Raw genomic sequence first — 19,987 nt, 5'->3', positions numbered from 1 at the left:
TTCTCCGCTTATTTTAGTCGGACATGCTTTAGCATCTCCTGCTCTTATACAACTTACAAGTGGTTTCTATCAAAAAAGGCTTAGAGATAGTGCTATCTCTAAGCCTTTTTTAATTGTGAATTTTACCGTATTGCATCTCACAAGTAAACCCGTTATCTTCACTGTGCAGTGCTTTGTATTATCTGTATATGATGACATTCCCATTATTGATCCATCGTTTGAATAATCGGTAGATGAAAGGTTTGAACATTTTTCTTGTGGCCGGCAGAAGTAATAGGAAACCAATGGCATCGGTAATGAAGCCTGGCGTCAATAGAACGACCCCTCCTACAAGGATGCACAATCCATCCATGATGGCATCGCCGGGAAGCTGGCCATACTGCATATCCCGCTGCGCTTTTCTAATTGTCTCGATCCCCTGCTTCTTCGCAAGGTACGCACCCAGGATCCCGGTCGTAATGATCAATAACACTGTCGGAACAAGACCAATGGCCTGTCCGGAAAGAACCAATAAGCCAATTTCAAGGGCCGGTATGATAATCAATAGTAAAAGCATATATCTCATGATGGATTCCTCCATTTGTTTTAGAGTGCTTGCTTCTTTCTATTATAGCATATTAGAGATTTTATGTATTATGTGAAGGGATTGGGTCTGTTTTGATATTGTTTTATGGTTGTAGGAGGGGGAGGTTGGTTGGGGTAATTTTGTTGTTTTTTTTTGCAATATCAGCGTTGATTGCGGCACCTTGACCAATCTGTTCAACAGCGTCCAACCAAACTTGTGCCACTTTCACCAAAACTTGTGCCAAAGCCTAAAATTCACATCCATCCCCATTAGCATAAAAAAACCAGAGCCACAAAAGACTCTGGTTCCTAACAAATATCTACTTACAGTACACTAGCATACCCATTATAAATCACGCCATGAGTAGCATCCACTGTGATTTCCTGGCCATTCTTGAATAATGAAGTGGCATGGTCAACACCAACCACTACAGGAATTCCAAGGTTGATTCCTACTACGGCTGCATGACTAGTAAGTCCGCCTTCTTCTACGATCAGTGCAGAGCACTTCTCAAGAGCAGGCATCATTTCTTTATCCGTACCGATCGTCACAAGGACAGATCCCTCAGTAGTGTTCTTTACCGCTTCTTCAGCTGTTGTCGCTACTACTGCTTTACCGTAAGCAGATCTGCGGCCGATTCCTTGACCTTTAGCTACGACGTCGCCCACTACATGGATCTTCATCAAGTTCGTCGTTCCAGATTCACCGATCGGAACACCCGCTGTGATAACGATGCGGTCTCCGTGCTTCGTCATACCTGAATTGACGCTCTCTTCAACAGCCATGTCAAGCATTTCATCAGTCGTCGTCACTTTACGTCCAAGTGTTGGATGTACGCCCCAGACAAGTGCCAGACGGCGTGATACAGAATCTGTACCCGTCACAGCAACGATTGGTGCTTTCGGACGATATTTAGAGATCATGCGTGCCGTGTGACCACTCTCGGTCGGAGCGACGATCGCATTCACATCAAGATTAAGAGCCGTGTATGCAACTGATTGCCCGATGGCATCCGTCATATTGTGCTCGCTGTCTTTGCTGCGTGAAGATAGGATCGCGTTGTAATCAAGCGCCGTTTCTGCTCTTGATGCGATGTTATGCATCGTTTGAACAGCTTCTACAGGGTATGAACCTGCTGCCGTTTCACCAGAAAGCATGATCGCGTCCGTACCATCAAAGATGGCGTTGGCAACGTCACTTGCTTCCGCTCTTGTCGGTCTTGGGTTGCGCTGCATAGAATCAAGCATTTGAGTTGCTGTGATGACAGGCTTCCCTAAAGAGTTGCATTTCTTGATCAGCATCTTTTGAACCAGTGGTACTTCTTCCGCAGGGATTTCAACACCAAGGTCTCCACGAGCAACCATCAACCCATCGGACACTTCAAGGATTTCATCGATATTGTCGACACCCTCTTGGTTCTCGATCTTAGGGATGATTTGGATATGAGACGCATTGTGCTCTTCCAATAATTGACGGATTTCCAAGACGTCGGATGCACGACGGACGAACGAAGCCGCAATAAAGTCTACGCCTTGTCCGATCCCGAATACGATATCACTTGCATCTTTATCCGTGATACCAGGAAGGTTCACCGATACACCAGGTACGTTAACACCTTTTTTATTTTTAAGTGTTCCACTGTTGGCAACGTATGTGTGGATTTCACCGTTCGCTTTGTCGATTTCCGTTACTTCCAAACCGATTAATCCGTCATCCAGAAGAATTTTAGAACCAACATGAACATCATCGATTAATCCTTCGTATGTAACGGAGAATTTTTCTGTTGTTCCCTGTACTTCTTTCATGGAAACGATGACGTTTGAACCTTGAGTCAGTTCAATCGCCCCACCTTCCATGTTGTTCGTACGGATTTCCGGACCTTTTGTATCAAGCAGGATACCGACTGTCTTGCCGGCTTTTTCGGCTGCTTCGCGGATATTGACGATACGCTGTCCGTGTTCTTCATGGTCACCATGTGAAAAGTTCAAGCGGGAAACGTTCATTCCTGCTTCGATCAGTTGTGATAACTTCTCTACACTTTCACTGGCAGGACCGATCGTACATACTATTTTCGTTTTTCTCATTTTCTTTACCTCCTGAAATCTTACAACAATTTAGATTGAAAGCTCTTTGGAAAGTCTGTACATATTTAAATCAATGACATGTGGCTTGGCAAGTGCTTCTATAATATCGTAATCAACTAATTGATTTTTCTCAATTCCTACCGCTCTGCCGCCTTTTCCTGCAGCCAATAATTCAACGGCATGAGCCCCTAAGCGGCTAGCTAATACTCGGTCTGCAGCAGTCGGCGTTCCACCGCGCTGAATGTGACCAAGAACGGAAACACGCGTATCCATTCCCGTTGCTTCCGTGAAACGGTTCGCGAATTCATTTCCGGACATGACACCTTCTGCGACAATGATGACACTGTGCTTTTTGCCGCGTTCCTGTCCTTTTTTCAAACGGTTCACGACGTCATCAAGGTCGAATTTTTCTTCAGGGATGAGAATCGTTTCAGCTCCACCGGCAAGTCCTGCCCAAAGAGCGATATCTCCTGCGTTTCGTCCCATTACTTCGATGATGAACGTTCTCTCATGGGATGTCGCCGTATCACGGATTTTATCGATGGCATCGATAACTGTGTTAAGAGCTGTATCGAAACCGATCGTATACTCTGTCCCTGGAATATCATTATCAATTGTACCAGGTACACCGACACATGGGTAACCCCATTCAGTCAGGGCTTTTGCCCCTTGGTAAGATCCGTCTCCACCAATGACGACAAGTCCTTCGATGCCGTGTTTTTCTAATTGCTCGATCCCTTTTTTCTGACCTTCTTTTGTTTTGAATTCTTCACAACGGGCTGTATACAGCATCGTTCCGCCGCGGTGAATGATATCACCGACAGAACCAAGCTCGAGCTTCTTGATGTTCCCGTTGATTAATCCATTATACCCTTGATATATTCCGTATACTTCTATATCCATGAAGATTGCTTTACGCACAACTGCACGGACGGCTGCATTCATTCCTGGTGAATCTCCACCACTTGTTAATACACCAATCTTTTTCACTACGATCACCTCATTAAGAAATATGCCTTTATATGTAAATGAATGGTATTGTTAATCGTTTCACATAAATTAAAGAAAAGGAAATTCCCGGTTTGCATTCATTACATTATTATGGACCAATAGACTTTGGATTATTTCTAAAATAACACGAAGGTTCAAGGTTCTCAACAAGTTACTAGATGGAAACGCAAAAGACGAAATAATCTATTAAATGGAAGCGTTTTAATTGTTAAAACCTTCAAAATATCGTCACAAACCGTATATTCTTAAGGATTGAATGAAAAAGACTGACAAAAGGTATTTCCTATTTGTCAGTCCATCATTCTTTATGATTTTACCCCGATTAGATCATTTAAAACGGAATATTCACCCATCGCCTTGAATTTTTCGTAGCGATGTTGAATCAATTCGTCCTTTTTCATCGGGATCAACTCTTTCAATGAGCCCTTAAGGACGTCGTTGATATATTTCGCCTGTTCTTCGACATCTTTATGGGCTCCACCTTTTACTTCCGTAATGATTTCATCGATGATTCCAAGCTCCTTTAAATCAGGAGCCGTGATCTTCATGGATTCAGCCGCTCGTTTCGCCTGAGTCGAATCCTTCCAGAGGATCGCAGCTGCCCCTTCAGGAGAGATGACGGAGTATGTGGAGTTTTCAAGCATAAGAATATGATTTCCGACTCCAAGGGCCAATGCACCGCCACTTCCCCCTTCACCGATGACGACGCAGATGACGGGAACGGTCAGGCCGGCCATTTCAACAAGGTTCCGTGCAATGGCTTCACTTTGACCACGCTCTTCCGCGGCTTTCCCGGGGTACGCACCCTTTGTATCGATAAAGCAGATGATCGGGCGGTTAAACTTGTCCGCCTGTTTCATCAAGCGTAACGCTTTACGATATCCTTCAGGGTGTGGCATCCCGAAATTCCTGCGAATGTTTTCTTTCGTGTCTTTCCCTCGTTGGTGACCGATGATTGTCACGGGGACATCGTGAAACTTCCCGACGCCTGAAACAATCGCTTCGTCATCCCCATACAGACGATCCCCGTGCATTTCGATAAAGTCCGTAAAGAGATATCCAATGTAATCAAGCGTGGTCGGACGCTCAGGATGACGGGCAACCTGAACCCTTTCCCACGGCTTCATGTTTTCATAAATATCATTTTGAAGCTTTGTAAGCCGAGTCTCCAGCTTCTCGATTTCTTTTGATAAATCGACATCTGAGTTCTGAGTGAATTCCCTCAGTTCGGCAATCTTCTTCTTAAGCTCCAGTACCGGCTTTTCAAATTCCATCTCATTTACCATGGCAGCTCACCGTCCCACTGATGTATATCAAGTACTGTCCCGATCTTTTCCTTTAACTCGAGTCTTGAAATGACTCCATCAAGTTGTCCATGTTTCAATAAAAATTCGGAAGTCTGGAAATCCTCAGGCAGGTCCTCACGAATCGTCTGCTCGATGATCCGTCTGCCCGCGAAGCCAATCAATGCTCCCGGTTCGGCGAAGTTATAGTCGCCTACGGACGCGAAGCTTGCCGATACACCACCAGTTGTCGGGTGGGTCATGATCGAAATGAAGAGTCCCCCGTTTTCGCTCAAACGGTTCAGGGCTACACTGGTCTTCGCCATCTGCATTAAGCTGAGGACACCTTCCTGCATCCTGGCCCCGCCTGAAGCAGTGAAGATGATGAACGGAACTTTCCGTTTATCGGCTTCTTCGATGGCTCTCGTGATTTTCTCTCCGACAACGGACCCCATGCTTCCCATTCTGAATCGGGAATCCATGATGGCTGTCACGACTTCAATGCCGTTTACTTTTCCTGATCCGGTCAGCACGGCTTCATTCATACCCGTTTTCTTACGGTCCTTGTCCACTTTACTCTCATAATCAGGAAAGTTCAGAGGGTTCGCCGAAGTCAGGTCCTGATCCAGTTCCTTGAACGTGCCTTCATCTATAAAACTATCGACTCTCTCTGGTGAGCTCATACTATGATGATATCCGCAATGGATGCACACCTTTAAGTTCTTTTGAAGTTCTTTCGTATACATGATTTTTTTGCAATCAGGACATTTTGTCATGATGCCTTCCGGAACGTCATGTTTAGCCGCTTCAGAAGGAATCGTTGCATATTTTTTCTTTTTCGATTTGTTAAAAAGTTCCTTTAGCAAGGTGAAACCTCCTTACCGAATGACAGTAGCTTACTTCAGCGGGGAAATATCCCCTGACACGACAGCTGCCCATTCGCTTCTCTATAGTAAATGCATGGTATAAAACTGCTTGACTATCAGTTTAATGGAAGTGTTTAAAAAAAGATGTTGGAAATTGTCGCATCTTCATCGACAATTTTCCTAACCCTTCTATATGTCTCTTGCACAGTCTCTTTCTCTCCATCATCGATGCCGTGGAGCATTCTGATCAATTCTTTCCTCATATCTTCAGTGAGCTTCTTTTCACCGCAGATCAAGGTTTCGAAATCATTCAGGATATTCCAGATCCGTTGCGATAAAAAATTCGAACTGATCATCACAATTTCCCTGAACACGTCGTCCAGATTCTCACATTCAGAAACCAACACTTGTAAGGAATCTGTATTCTTTTTATCTATAAACAAAGCTTTCAGCGCTTCTTTTTCAATCATCATCTTCGTTTGAAGGATATCTTCCTGAGCCATGTCGTCCTGCAGGATGAACATGCCGAGAAGGTCGATCAGGTGATGATCCCTGAAATCCCTCAGAAAGGTTCCTTCTCCGCGGCGTGTCTCGATCAGCCCCAACAATTCAAGGGCCCGGAGTGCTTCCCTCACAGAGGACCGTCCAACGTTCAAACGCTCGGACAGTTCTCTCTCTGATGGAATCTTATCTCCCGGCTTGAGGCAGTCCTTCGATATCATTTCTCTCAACTGGTGAACAATTCCAATATATACTTTAGCGTGTGTATGGAGAGAGTTCACTTCTGTCATCATTCACTCTTCCCGATAACCGCTAAATCTTCCGTTTTCTTACGGATTTCTTCCGGATCTACCTTTAAGCGGGCAACCCCTGTTTCCATCGCTGTCTTCGCAACTGCTGCAGCAACGGCCGGAGCGACACGCTTATCGAAAGGTGCAGGAATGACATAATCCGCATTCAATTCGTCTTCTGTAATAAGTGCTGCGATCGCTTCAACGGCAGCCTGCTTCATTTTTTCATTGATGTGAGTCGCACGGACATCCAGTGCACCCCTGAAGATTCCCGGGAAGGCAAGGACATTATTCACCTGGTTAGGGAAATCGGAACGACCTGTCCCCACTACCTTGGCTCCAGCTGCTTTCGCAAGTTCCGGCATAATTTCAGGAACCGGGTTCGCCATGGCAAAGATGATCGGATCCTGCTTCATGGAAGAAACCATTTCTTCCGTTAAAGCACCTGCAACGGACACTCCGATGAACACATCGGCATCCTTCAATACTTCTGCAAGGCCGCCCTTGATGTGATCACGATTCGTAAACTTCGCCACTTCGTCTTTCGTCGAGTTCATTCCTTCAGGACGACCTTCGTAAATCGCACCTTTGGAATCACACATGATGATATCCCTTACGCCGTAACGGTAAAGGAGTTTGATGATGGCCATACCGGCAGCACCGGCACCGTTCGCCACGACTTTGATCTCGGACATTTTCTTTCCGACAATCTTGAGAGCGTTCACAAGTCCCGCCACGGTTACAATCGCTGTACCATGTTGATCATCGTGAAACACAGGGATATTGGTTTCTTTCTTCAAGCGCTCTTCAATTTCAAAGCAGTTCGGTGCAGCGATGTCTTCTAAGTTCACTCCTCCGAATGTCGGTTCAAGAAGCTTGACGGTTTCAACGATCTTGTCCACATCCGTTGTATTCAAGCAAATCGGAAATGCATCCACCCCGGCAAAGCTCTTGAATAGAACCGCTTTTCCTTCCATAACGGGAAGAGCCGCTTCAGGTCCGATATTTCCAAGACCCAGTACAGCCGTACCATCGGACACGACTGCGACCATATTCCCTTTCATCGTGTAATCATAGACGGTTTCAGGCTTGTCATAAATCACCTTGCAGGGTTCCGCCACCCCCGGGGAGTAAGCTAGACTCAAGTCATCCGCGTTTCGGACTTCCACTTTGGACTTAGACTCTAATTTCCCTTTATTCACTCGATGCATATGCAGAGCTTCTTCACGTAATGACAAATTGACTCACTCCTTCTATTCTTTTACATGCTATGGATCGATCCGGACTCTGACGGATCTTCTAAATGTAAAATGGTATAAGTAAAATAATAAGTTCAGAGGTGGTCAGACCACCTTTTTCTATTAAACAATAATATAAAATATGGTTTTAGTAAAGTATGTTATTGTAATATGACATTTGCCTCGCCAAGAATCCGGGACAATTCCTTTAGTGCCTCCTGTGACGGGGTGATGCGAAGATGGTCCGGAAGTCTTACACTCTTCTTCGCATTTTCATAGTAAACGATGACATGATTCTTGCCTTTAAACCGTTGAATCGTTTGATGGATCCCCTCCATACACGCTTCATCATCCTGATTTACTGCGATTTTCAAATAGAGTTTTTGGCTGCTCTCTTTCACCCTTGACTGTACACTTTCCATCGTTTCCAACTGGTTCACAATGAATTGAAGCTTGTCGTTGCGGTCTTCTACATTTCCTCCGAATAGGATAATATTCCCTTCTTTCAGCAGCGGCATGTTATTCTTGTAAACATTAGGGAACACCACCGCTTCCATCTCCCCGCTCTCGTCGCCGATTTCAAGGAAAGCCATCACTTCCCCTTTTTTGGTCCGGATCGACTTCACCCCGGTAATATAAGCGCCAAGTGAGATTTTCGATCCTTTCTGAAGATCGGCTATCTGTAGCAATCCAAGTCCCTCAAATAAAGGACGATAGGATGAAACAGGATGATCCGATAAGTAAAGGCCTAGGACCTGCTTCTCAAACTGAAGCTTTGTGTCGATGGTCATATCATCCACTTCCACATATTTAGGCTTCAACATAAACGCTTCTTCTTCATGGAACAGGTCAAGGTCGTCGTCAGGATTCACAAGTTCCGCATGCTGAGCCGCAACGTCCAGGCTCGCAAGCAATGTAGCACGATCGATTCCGAATTCATCAAACGCCCCCGATAACACCAGATTCTCTAAGATCTTCCGGTTGATCGTCTTCGTTGAAACCCTCATGCAAAAATCGAACAGATCCTGAAAAGGCTTTTCCTTTCTCGCGCGGATGATTTCCTTTAAAGCAGCCGCGCCGATACCCTTAATCGCACCGATACTGTAGCGAATCCGATTTTTTCCTTCGACCGTAAACACAAACTGACTGCTATTGATGGACGGAGGTAAAATTTCAATCCCATACTGTGTAGCTTCCCGTATGTACTGAGCCACCTTCGTTTCATTCCCTACGGCAGAAGTCAGGAGTGATGACAGGAAAAATGCAGGATAATGGGCTTTCAAGTAAGCAAGCTGATAGGCGATCATACTATAGGCAACCGCATGTGACCGGTTGAAACCGTAGTCGGCAAAACGGACAATCAAATCATAAATCGTATGAGCGACTTCTTCCTTATAACCTTTCCGGATGGAACCGGAAACAAAATGCTCCCTCTCCTGATCGAGGACATCCTTCTTCTTCTTGGAAACGGCCCTTCTGAGGAGATCTGCTTCCCCGAGGGAGAATCCCGCCATTTTCGAAGCAATCTGCATGATCTGCTCCTGATACACGATGACGCCATATGTCATTTCAAGTATCGGTTTCAAATCAGGATGGGGATACTCCACCTGTTCCGCCCCATGCTTCCGTTTGATATAGGTCGGGATATTCTCCATCGGACCCGGACGATACAAGGCATTTACCGCGACGATGTCTTCAAAGGAATTGGGTTTAAGCCTTTTTAGCACATTCCTCATTCCATCCGATTCAAGCTGGAAGATCCCATTGGTTTGACCTTTACTCAATAACTCGAACGTTTTGGCATCATTCATCGGGATCGTCTCGATGGCGAACGATTTATTGCTTCCCATTTGTACGTTTTTCACGATTCTTTCCAAGATGCTTAAGTTGCGAAGACCAAGGAAATCCATTTTCAGCAACCCGATTTCTTCTAAAATATCCATAGAATATTGGGTCAAATGAATTCCCGATGAACTCCCCTGGATCGGTATCCACTGCACTAAAGGGTCTTCACTCATCACGACTCCTGCCGCATGAGTGGAGGTGTGCCTCGGAAGTCCTTCGAGTTTAAGAGCCGTCTGTAACAATTTCTTATAATGATCGGAGCTCATCACAAATTCGCGGAATCCCTTCGATTTTTCATACGCTTCCTTCAAAGAGATCCCCAGCTGATTCGGAACTAGCTTGGATAATTGCTCCTGCTCCTTCATATTCAATCCGAACACACGACCCGTATCCCGGAGCGCCGCTTTCGCTGCAAACGTCCCGAACGTAATGATCTGGGCGACATGGAGGCTGCCGTACTTCCCTTCCACATATTCGATCACTTCATCACGCCTGTGATCCGGGAAATCAATATCGATATCGGGCATGGACACACGTTCAGGATTGAGGAATCGCTCAAACAGTAAATGATGCTCAATCGGATCCACATCCGTGATATTCAATGCGTACGACACGAGGGAACCGGCTGCCGACCCACGTCCCGGCCCTGTCAGGATCCCTCTTTCCTTCGCGTATTTCATGAAATCCCATACGATCAGGAAGTAATCGCTAAAACCCATCCTGCCGATGACGTCAAGCTCGTAATCCAGACGCTCGATGTATTCATCGGAAATGGTATGTACCCGCTCACTTAATCCTTTTTCGCAAAGATGAGTCAATTCCTGAAGGGCAGACACTCCTTCTGGCAATGGATATTTCGGAAGGAGCTGCTGATGGAAAGGAATTGTCAAGTTGCAGCGGTCCGCAATCTTCATTGTATTTTCAAGGGCCGTGATGTGATCGGTGAATAATTCCACCATCTGCTCTTTTCCCTTAAAGTAATACTCCTGCGATTCCAGTACGTCCCGGTCATCCTCAGACAGTTTCACCCCGTCACGGATCGCCCCCATGCATTCATGGGCAAAATGGTCCTCCTGTTCGAGGTACTGCACATCATTGGTCGCCACCAATTCCGCGCCTGTTTCATTTGCCACCTGCTGAAGCATGGGGATAAGCGTATCTTCAGACGAAGTCCCGTGGTTTTGGATGCTTACATAAAAGGAATCCCGTCCGAACATCTGCTGATAGGTGCGGATGCACTCCTTCGCTTTTTCTTTTTCACCACTCAGTAACAGGCTCTCGATTTCACCCTTGACGCCTGGAGTGATGGCGATCAATCCCTTACTGTAGGATGAGAGCCACTTCAGCGGTAATCCTTCTTTCGATTTTGCCCCGATGGCACTGGAGATTTTCAATAGATTCTGGTAGCCACTTTGATCTTTCACGAGGAGAATGAGGGGATGGGAACCTTCCTCCGAGGCGATATCTGCGGTCAATCCGATGATCGGCTTTATCTTTTCTTTTAAACACGCCTTATAAAAAGGGATCGCGGCATACATCATATTTTTATCCGTCAAGGCAAGCGCCTTGTAGCCTGATTCCTTCGCTTTATGTACAAGTCCATTTATCGATATCGTGCTAGACAAGAGACTATAGGCACTCGCTATTTGTAAATGAACAAATGACATACTATGCACAACCTTTTTCTCAATATACCTTTATTATAAGAAAGAAACCGAAAAAAAGAAAATATGTTCTCCCTCATATCTTGTCCCCGAATCCCATATAGTTATCGTAAAGACACGTAATAGATGGAGATGATGAAATGGCAGAAGCTTTCTTTCCGGAATTATTCAAAAGCTTCTTTATTGCTATGGGTGTACTGCTTGGAGGATCACTGCTCGGAGGATTGGCCTCTTTCGCCATGGGGCAACCTCTATTCATTGAAATGAGACGACTATCCGATTTCCTGCGCATCTGGGCCATCATCGCAGCGATCGGCGGCACATTCGATACAGTCTACAGCTTTGAAAAAGGCTTCCTGAACGGGGAAACGAAAGAGCTCTTCAAACAATTCCTGTGGATCCTCTCTGCCCTCGGCGGAGCTAACACGGCTGCCATGATCATTACCTGGCTGACACAGGAACATATGCCGTCATGAGGATTCCCCCTTTCTACCGGCTCCCCTCCTGGCAGCGGTTCTTCGCCGGAATGGTCGTTGGAGGCATCATCAGCTGGATGATCTTTCTCTTCATGTTCGGCACCATGCACGAAAAACAGGCCCTGAAGATAGAAGAGCAGAAAAATGACATCAGTAAATTGAAGAACACCCTGTCCTATTTACAGGAAGAATATAAACAATTGAATCAGGAAAACGAAAATGAACTCGTGATCCAGGAAGTCAAAATCAAGATCATTAATACAACCAAGACGAAGGTTGAACTGCTGGGTATCCATGAAACCGAGGACAAACTGAGCGAGGACTTGCGGAGCCTTCTGACCAAGGACCTTGAAACGGTGTACGGAAATAAGGAGCTCATCAAGAAAATAATCGAAAATAAAACCGTTAAGCTAAATGATAAGAACTTTCGATTAAAAGTGAAGGAAATGTACTTTTTTACGACGACGCAGATTACATTGGAGTTGAAATATGAGGAGGATTAGATTGATTGGGTGAACCTGCCGGGTGGCGGGTTCTTTTTTTTAGATATTTCGGTTCATTCAGCCTCGCTGAGTGGCTTAGTGATGGTCCATCATCCTGGGTTCGTGTGGTGATTGCGTCATTTTCCCTCGGGATTGCGTCATAATTAAATTTATTGCGTCATTTTTTTGATAATTACGTCAAAACCGACCTTGATTGCGTCATTCCCATTGACAATTGCGTATTTTTACATAATTATCCATAACCCAACAACTATTCCATCTTCATTGTATACTAAAATTAATCAAAAAAATTCCATTTAACTTGAGAATACTTTCCACTTCCATTCGTTGTACATCATGTAAAGGCCTTTCAACCATATAAGGAGCGAATTCAATGAAAAGTTCACCGACCAATTTCATTACCAGGTTAAAAAAGAAAAAAGAGGATGCATTGGAGTATATAATCGACGCTTACATGCCACTTGTGAAAACCATTGCTACAAAAATTCTACACAATCGAAATCGTCTGGATGTCGATGAATGTATCAACGATGTTTTCCTCACAGTCTGGCAGAATGCCCATCAATTTAAAGGCGAGAAAGAGGATTTCAAAAAATGGATTGGAATGATAGCCAAGTATAAAGCAATCGACCGTTACCGACAGGCTGAGAAACGGAATGCCCGTGAACAGCAGGACGAATCCCTCCTTGCAAAATCAGGTACGCCTGGACCCGATGTATCCGTATTGCGCCGGGAAGAAAAAAACGAATTATTATCAGCGATCAGTGGGCTGGAAGAGCTGGACCGGGACATCTTCATGATGAAGTATTACCTGGAGCTGACCAATATGGAAATTGCGGATCAGTTAAACCTTTCGAAAGCAGCGGTGGATAACCGTTTATACCGTGGAAAGAAAAAATTAGCGACCACCATAAAGTTAAAGGAGCGGCTTGTATGAGCATGAAGGAATGGTTGGATTTAGATATCGATTCACTTGAACTTGAAGAAGTGACGGAGTTGGAAAAAAAGCGAGTCAAACAGCATGTACTGAAGAAACGGGAAAAGAAGCATATATGGAGGAATATCGCGGTGGCATCCGTAATGTTGATCGGAATCTCCACTGCTGCTGGTTATGCCTACCCTTCCCTGGCATCGCAGGTCCCTTTCATGGATGATGTCATAGAGTATTTCAGCAATGACGAGACATATAAAGAGTTTGACGAGTTCTCCACCGATATCGGTCTGGCAGAAACGAGTAACGGGGTGACCGTCCTGATCGACAACGCCGTGTATGACGGCACGAATATTACGGTCTCTTATGCGATTGAAACGGATAAAGACTTTGGCGAAAGCATGAACAGCGGCGCCAATTGGTTTGACATCGTCGGATCGAACGGAAGCGGCGGAAGCAGTGAAATCACGAAGATCAGTGATAACCGCTACGTCGGTATATCGACCATCACCCCGAGCTTTAAAGGCGGTGACTATCCGGATAAAGTGGAAATCACTTGGGAACCCCAAACGCTTTCCAGCCTGTCCAATGACGTAGAGGTGGATGGAGACTGGTCCTTCGACTTTTCATTACAACGAGTGAATGGAGATGTCAGGCTCATAAACGAAACCGTTCAGACGGATGATATTCACTTCACGTTAAAATCCGTTGAGCTTACCGATGTTTCTACGGTCATCGCCTACGAGCAGACAGTGTCAGACAAACTTCTCGATGAGTGGTCCGAAGTAACACCTGCCTTCACCGTGACAGATAATTTGGGTCATGTTTACCTGGATGGAACGGGTGGCAGCGGATTTTCAGCGGATGGCGGTAAAACATTTGAAGGAACGACTTCTTTTGGTACCATCCAGGAAGATGCCACTCAGCTCATCATCAAGCCCGTGGAAATCGCCAGCCTGATGTATGGGAAAGGTCACACGGAAATCGAACTTGAACCAATCGTCATCGATTTAAAATAATCCATTCCTCCCCTATTTAAGTTGATAGCCGGACTTTAATAGGGGAGTTATGATTTTATCCAATTTAGTATCTCTCTCCCTACCCGGTCCGGACAATCCCAGTGTACGTTATGTTTGGTATAATCAATCCCAACCACTTTCACATCTTCAATTGCCCCCTGCAGTTTCCCGATTCCGTTCTGACGTGAGCGATCTGAGGCGGGGACTGTTGCATGAAAGAATAAAACAGGGCACTCAATCGATTGATACGTTGTCGAACATGGTTCATGATAAAACGCTTTGATCGTTGCCAATAGACTCTTCCTGTCAGCTTTCAACTGAAAATGGTCATCCTCTTTCACAAAGTTTGAAGAAATGATCTCATCAAGTTGCGGATTCCATTGCCTAGTCGTGTACTCACGATAGGTCTTCACCACATCATTCCAAGTCTCATATGTGCTCGAATCAATGTAGTCCTCCCAGTCCCTAAGAGCTTTCCCCCTAGTGTATCCCTCAACCATTTCCGGGAAAACATACCCTCCATCTATTAAAATAAGACCCTCTATTTGTTCCGGAAATAGCTTTGCCATATGCAATGACAGGTCTCCTCCCCAGGAATGACCCAGTACATATACTGGTTTAGACGCTGCCCGTCTGATGACACCCATTATCCGTTTGGCAAGTGTGGTAAACAGATAGTCCTCTTCGTGGGGAAGAGGCTTTGTTTCACCGTGTCCGGGAAGGTCCAATAGAATGAGATGAAAATCGTTGCGGAGATATCCTGTGAGTTCTATAAAACTTTTGGAGTCCCCTGTCATTCCGTGGAGACATACTAGAGTGGGTAAGTGTTTGTCACCTATTTCATATGTTGTAAAGCTGTGGCCGCCTACCGTTACTATCAATTCCCTCATGTTCATCCCTCCATAAACCTTACACACCTAAACCTCTCCACACCAACATACTTCTCACCTAAACTCAAAATCTCAAACCCTATTTTCTTATAAAACAACACGGCATCCCGATCCGTTTCAGCCGTTATACAAGAACAAGAAGAAAGATTGGTGATATAATCTATCATTCTATTGCCAATGCCTTTTCCCCTGTATTCCGGCATCACGGCTATATGCTTCACTTCACACCGATTACCTTCCAGGAATTCAACCCCTATGTATCCAATCAGATCAACCCCCGTCGTAAAACCGAAAAGTCTTCGATTAGGCGATTGAATGTATAAATCAAATTCTCCTTCTACTCTCTCTTCAGAAGTCGCAAAGGATAATAATGTCCTGACATCCCGGTGCATGTACCTATATGTGATTTCCTCCATAAGCCGCCCCCTCACAAAGATTGTAGGCTGGATGGAAGTTCATGACTTCCTGCTCGACCTTCCATTTACTGAGATGATTCTCTTCGAATGTCATCATTTGTATCCTTTCATCCCATTCTCAAATGCTTCCGGATCATCATTTTCTACACCATGCAACGCTTCCTGCAGAGCAAATGTACCTCGATAGAAATTGATTCTGTCAAATATGTGATCCCCATTCGGATACATGTTCAGGCACATGCGGACGAAGTGTTCCCCATAACTGGATAACAGACCTGCGAAATCATAAGCAGGGTCACCCGCTCCCGCTTCACCAAAATCAATGATCCCGGTCACTTCATATCGTTTCGCATCCCATAAAATATTCGATGATCCAAAGTCTCCATGAATGAGGACCGGCTGAAAATCCAGCAATTCATTTTTCGATAGGAACGAATCAAAATGATGGCATACATCAAGCCTGGCTTTTTCACTCATATGAGGGAAAAGATTTTCCTTGAATCGCTCGTATAAATCCTCTATTGAACCCCGGATATCAATCTCAACATCATCAACAGGCTGGGAATGCAACTCCAACAAAAAACCTGCCAATTGGGAGGCGATTTTTTCATGGTGGTTCTCATTTTCTTTAAATGATTCCGGCCACATGGGTTCACCCTCAATCAACTCATATCCTGTGAACACTTTCCCCACTTCTTCCTTTTCCAGCGATTGATATAAAGGATACGGAACAGCTAACCCAACGTTCCTCTGAATTCCTTCCAATACGCTCGTTTCATGCTTTAATTTCCTGATTCCCTCCATATATTTCGGAAATCTGAACACAAGAGAACGGTTCACGATAAACACATCATTATTCTGACCGATTTCATTCATTTCGCTTTGAGTGATCATTAACTCCGGGTATACTTCTTTTATTCTTTTTTCATAAGTTGAAACCATATGTGCTCCTCCTATTTTTTTCATTTAAAAACAATTCATACTCATCCCTAAACCGGTCTGCTTCCTCAAGGAACGGATAATGATTACTCCCCTCGAAGATGACCAATCTGGAATCTGGTATACCCTCAGCCATTTCGATTGAATACTTCAAAGGGCACTGAACATCGAATCTGCCGCACATGATCAGGGTGGGGACTGATATAAACTCCAATTTTCTCGTCACATCAAATACTTGCAGCTCACGGATGAAAAAGTTCATGCGTGCCGCAGACATCCCTTTATGTATTCCCAGGGAAAAAAGCACATGATATTTCTCAGGTTGATGTAAAGATAATTTCGTTCTTTCTACTGAAAGCTCTTTTCTCTTATCAAGGGATAAATCCGGTTGCTTCAACGCTTCAATCAAATCCTGCATCTTGCTAAATTCAGGGTGCGCTTCGTTGTATATGCAGTCCTTCGAGAAGGTCATATACTCTCTCGCAGCACCTCCGACAATCACGGTGAAATCTAGATTTTTAGAGAAATGAATTCCGTAAACGATCCCTAACATCCCTCCGGTAGAATGTCCGGCAAATCCCCAATGACGAAACCCCAATGCTTCTCTAACAGCCTCCAAATCATATATCGTTTCCAGCATGCTTAGCTGATAAGATGCATTTGCTTTGTCAGATCCACCTGCTTCCCTTAAGTTGATCAAGAAGACCTGGTTGGTTCCTGTGAACGCCTCTGCGAAATAGTCGCCCGTCCCATTGAACTCGGAATAATGGTGGGTGACACATAGAGGATCTCCCTCTCCCTTCATGAATATTTCAAATACGGCTCGTGATGTATGCAGTAACTTTCTTTCCCATCCTTTCATCCTTACACCCCTTTTCACCTTTAAAAAAGGCTTCCCGAAATGGGAAACCTGATGGATCACGATTCTTCAAATCGAACGCTTAAAGGCTTGTTCAGATTTCTCAACAGAGGATTCACCCTGAAGTACAAGGCAAAGATCAGGTAACCTACACCTGATATCACCAAGAGGAATCTCCCGGAAGTGAACTCTCCGATCACACCGCCGAGCAGAAACCCTAAAGGACTCAATGACCCGAGCAGCGACGAAATGAAGGCAAAACCGATTCCTATATATCCTTTTGGAAGATTGACCTGAATCAACGTTTGCACATAAATCCCGATGATGCCGATCCCCATCCATGATAAAGCAAACAATAGATAAGGCATGATCGAAAAGTCCTTCAAGGTAAACGCCAGCATCCAACATAAGCCAGACCATAGAGACAGTAGCGGCAGAATGCGATTTAGCGCAATTTTCTCTACCTTAGTGGATAAGGCGGTCCCTGACAGAGTGCCTAAGGACATGGCCGTCAACCAGAATCCGTATTCCGCAGAAGATTCGGAAATGACCGGAAGCATAGCCATCCCCATCGTCGCCATCACATTCATAACGATAATGCCGAATACCATACTTAGAAGCGTTTGGCGTCCTTTCACGACCCGAAATCCTTCTTTGAAATCTTCCTTGTACAGCTTGATGAAACGGACGGTTCGTACTTCCGTTTCCTTTTTCGACTTTGGGACGCTTAGATAGAATAAAAACAGCATTCCCGTCCCGATCAATAAGACGCTATTCGTCACATAAATTAAACCCAACCCAACAAATGCGATCAAGATCCCCGATACAGCATCACATATGATATCGAGGGTTTGATAAGAAAAGGCGAAAATCGAGTTCACTTTTGTAAGCTGTTCACGGGGAGTCAGGCTCTCAATGAGGGCACTTTCAGTCGGATACGTGCATTCCGATAACGAAAGGGCAACAAACATCAATGTGAATAACAGTGGCAGCCATAAGAGATTTGTATAATACAAGATAGAAATGGCGCTGACCAGCACCCCTTGCCCGAGCATGGCGACATAAAGAATCTTTTTCTTTGAAAATCGGTCAATAATGGGCCCGTATAGAAATTGAATGGTGACGGGCAGAATGGCCACTGCACTTGTCAAGCCGATTAACAAAGGCGAAGACGTAGTCGATTTCACGTACCAGATCGTCGCAATCATGTAAAAGCTGTCAGCAAAATTGGTGATGATCCTGCCTGTCAACAGAATCATTAATTGTTTATTCATTTATGAAAATCCTCCTTTAATGATTAGCAAATAACCCGTTGTTATTCGCTAACCTTAAGGCGGTTTCCACACAATGAATGAGTTCTAATGATCGAATGGATTTTGAAAACGTATGAGAATCATAGCTTCTTTCCTTTCTTATACTAGTATTGGTAATTATTTCATAAATATTTCGAATCTTCAACCTAAAAAAACATCCCTGCAATGGCAGGACTTCTCCGCTGTAAGAATGTAATATATACCATATCTATTCAGTTATCTTCTTAATATCACTGGCCACGACTCTTCCAGGAGAACCTTCCTCCAACACCTCATCGACTTTCATAACTATTTTGTCTCCCTCCGAAAATTCTTTGGCATCTTCCGTTTCTACATATAAAAAGGTAATGTTTAAATTCGATAAATCTTCCTCTTTTACCTTTTCCAGCGACACTAAATCGGCAGCCGTCAAATCTTCTCCAATCAGGATCTGATTTTCTTTCACCTCTATGATGTAACCATAGACGACATTTTCATTTTCGTTGCTTTTCTCAGGATGTTGGGAGGCATGGATGATGTACTCTGCAATATCAGTGAACGGCTTGGAGCTTTCATGAGATCCGCAGGCATTCCAGTTTAGCGTGTGATTCCCCCCATTGATCTTCACTTTCATCAAATAGTTATCCACCTGTTTTCCTTTAGGACAATCATCACTTGTAGGCTTGGACTGTAAATAATTTACCAGCACCAACTGCTTGTAGACCTCCTGCTTATCCTCATCGTTCAATTCGATTGTTTGTTTTTCTCCTTCTTTGGGGCCGTACCTTAACTCCACCTCAAACACATCCTGGCGGTTGACGTCATAAGAAGTCTCCAGAACCCCCCAGATTCCCCCCTTTACCCCTTCACAATCTGTCAGATAATATGAAAGATTGGTAGGATTCTCTTCCCGTTTCAGTTTTCCGCATTGAAAGGTATCAACCTCACCATTACCATATTGGTCTCTTGTATAGTCGTGTGTCACATTGATTTTCTTCCCATCGTAAGCTAAATCCGTGATTATGGGATCTCCCTCGATCGTATAGGATACGACTCTCAAATCTCCTTCTTTCTGTTTTTCTACTTGCTGATAGTAGTTCTCCATTTTATCCAATCCTGATATCCCGCCATGCATATTCACCACATCTGGATTCAACTCGGAATCGTTTTCTTCAGTAGGTTCTGCGATAGGTTCTGCGGTCTGATTGGATTCATTGCATGCTGTGAGAAAGACCAAGACTATGGCAAGTATCCATAACCATTTTTGATGTTTCATAAACTCCCCCCTATATATTCTATAATGGACTTACATACA

18 protein-coding genes are annotated in these 19,987 nt (G+C 44.5%); 4 read left to right on the top strand and 14 right to left on the bottom strand.

Annotated features, from left to right (window positions below):
- Positions 1–178: 178 nt before the first annotated feature.
- The 8 genes from KYJ26_RS07885 to dnaE form a co-directional block, all read right to left on the bottom strand.
- Complete coding sequence (locus KYJ26_RS07885; RefSeq protein ID WP_219166732.1) at positions 179–565, bottom strand: FxsA family protein; 387 nt, start codon at positions 563–565, stop codon at positions 179–181.
- A 323-nt stretch (positions 566–888) separates the two neighbouring features.
- On the bottom strand, positions 889–2,649 hold the full coding sequence (gene pyk / locus KYJ26_RS07880) for a pyruvate kinase (RefSeq protein WP_219166731.1): 1,761 nt from the start codon (positions 2,647–2,649) through the stop codon (positions 889–891).
- Between the two features lie 30 nt (positions 2,650–2,679).
- The gene (gene pfkA, locus KYJ26_RS07875; protein WP_219166730.1) at positions 2,680–3,639 is read right to left on the bottom strand and encodes a 6-phosphofructokinase; all 960 of its coding nucleotides are present in this window, start codon (positions 3,637–3,639) and stop codon (positions 2,680–2,682) included.
- Between the two features lie 326 nt (positions 3,640–3,965).
- Positions 3,966–4,946, bottom strand: coding sequence for an acetyl-CoA carboxylase carboxyl transferase subunit alpha (accA, locus tag KYJ26_RS07870; protein ID WP_219166729.1), 981 nt, complete (start codon positions 4,944–4,946; stop codon positions 3,966–3,968).
- On the bottom strand, positions 4,940–5,809 hold the full coding sequence (gene accD, locus KYJ26_RS07865; RefSeq protein WP_219166728.1) for an acetyl-CoA carboxylase, carboxyltransferase subunit beta: 870 nt from the start codon (positions 5,807–5,809) through the stop codon (positions 4,940–4,942). Before accD ends, accA begins: the two co-directional genes overlap by 7 nt.
- 134 nt (positions 5,810–5,943) lie before the next feature.
- The gene (locus KYJ26_RS07860; RefSeq protein ID WP_219166727.1) at positions 5,944–6,603 is read right to left on the bottom strand and encodes a FadR/GntR family transcriptional regulator; all 660 of its coding nucleotides are present in this window, start codon (positions 6,601–6,603) and stop codon (positions 5,944–5,946) included.
- Complete coding sequence (gene ystJ, locus KYJ26_RS07855; RefSeq protein WP_219166726.1) at positions 6,600–7,838, bottom strand: NADP-dependent malic enzyme; 1,239 nt, start codon at positions 7,836–7,838, stop codon at positions 6,600–6,602. The genes KYJ26_RS07860 and ystJ overlap by 4 nt, the downstream gene beginning before the upstream one ends.
- A gap of 161 nt (positions 7,839–7,999) precedes the next feature.
- On the bottom strand, positions 8,000–11,350 hold the full coding sequence (gene dnaE, locus KYJ26_RS07850; protein ID WP_219166725.1) for a DNA polymerase III subunit alpha: 3,351 nt from the start codon (positions 11,348–11,350) through the stop codon (positions 8,000–8,002).
- 137 nt (positions 11,351–11,487) lie between these two features.
- Between dnaE and ytrH the strand changes: the two genes are divergently transcribed.
- From ytrH to KYJ26_RS07830, 4 genes are all read left to right on the top strand, one after another.
- Entirely contained in the window at positions 11,488–11,823 is a 336-nt protein-coding gene (gene ytrH, locus KYJ26_RS07845) for a sporulation membrane protein YtrH (RefSeq protein ID WP_034756917.1), read from the top strand.
- A complete protein-coding gene (gene ytrI / locus KYJ26_RS07840; RefSeq protein ID WP_219166724.1) occupies positions 11,820–12,326 on the top strand; it encodes a sporulation membrane protein YtrI in 507 nt (168 codons plus the stop codon). Before ytrH ends, ytrI begins: the two co-directional genes overlap by 4 nt.
- A 373-nt stretch (positions 12,327–12,699) precedes the next feature.
- On the top strand, positions 12,700–13,263 hold the full coding sequence (locus tag KYJ26_RS07835; RefSeq protein ID WP_219166723.1) for a sigma-70 family RNA polymerase sigma factor: 564 nt from the start codon (positions 12,700–12,702) through the stop codon (positions 13,261–13,263).
- Positions 13,260–14,276: a DUF4179 domain-containing protein gene (locus KYJ26_RS07830; RefSeq protein WP_219166722.1), complete on the top strand. Its 1,017-nt coding sequence runs from the start codon at positions 13,260–13,262 to the stop codon at positions 14,274–14,276. Before KYJ26_RS07835 ends, KYJ26_RS07830 begins: the two co-directional genes overlap by 4 nt.
- 47 nt (positions 14,277–14,323) lie before the next feature.
- Here the strand turns inward: KYJ26_RS07830 and KYJ26_RS07825 are convergent, their stop codons facing one another.
- From KYJ26_RS07825 to KYJ26_RS07800, 6 genes are all read right to left on the bottom strand, one after another.
- A complete protein-coding gene (locus KYJ26_RS07825; protein ID WP_219166721.1) occupies positions 14,324–15,166 on the bottom strand; it encodes an alpha/beta fold hydrolase in 843 nt (280 codons plus the stop codon).
- Positions 15,167–15,168: 2 nt separating this feature from the next.
- Positions 15,169–15,582 (bottom strand): GNAT family N-acetyltransferase, encoded by a 414-nt coding sequence (locus KYJ26_RS07820; protein ID WP_219166720.1) that lies wholly within the window; start codon positions 15,580–15,582, stop codon positions 15,169–15,171.
- A gap of 93 nt (positions 15,583–15,675) precedes the next feature.
- Positions 15,676–16,524, bottom strand: a complete 849-nt coding sequence (locus KYJ26_RS07815) for a phosphotransferase family protein (protein WP_219166719.1) — start codon at positions 16,522–16,524, stop codon at positions 15,676–15,678.
- Positions 16,508–17,383, bottom strand: coding sequence for an alpha/beta fold hydrolase (locus KYJ26_RS07810; RefSeq protein ID WP_219166718.1), 876 nt, complete (start codon positions 17,381–17,383; stop codon positions 16,508–16,510). Before KYJ26_RS07810 ends, KYJ26_RS07815 begins: the two co-directional genes overlap by 17 nt.
- Before the next feature lie 56 nt (positions 17,384–17,439).
- Positions 17,440–18,654 carry an MFS transporter gene (locus KYJ26_RS07805; RefSeq protein WP_219166717.1) on the bottom strand — a complete coding sequence of 405 codons (1,215 nt, stop codon included), beginning with the start codon at positions 18,652–18,654 and terminating at the stop codon, positions 17,440–17,442.
- A gap of 247 nt (positions 18,655–18,901) precedes the next feature.
- Entirely contained in the window at positions 18,902–19,948 is a 1,047-nt protein-coding gene (locus tag KYJ26_RS07800) for a DUF4362 domain-containing protein (RefSeq protein ID WP_219166716.1), read from the bottom strand.
- Positions 19,949–19,987: the final 39 nt, after the last annotated feature.

Source organism: Rossellomorea orangium (assembly GCF_019334305.1).
GTDB lineage: Bacteria > Bacillota > Bacilli > Bacillales > Bacillaceae_B > Rossellomorea.
This window is presented reverse-complemented; position numbering and strand designations above follow the sequence as displayed.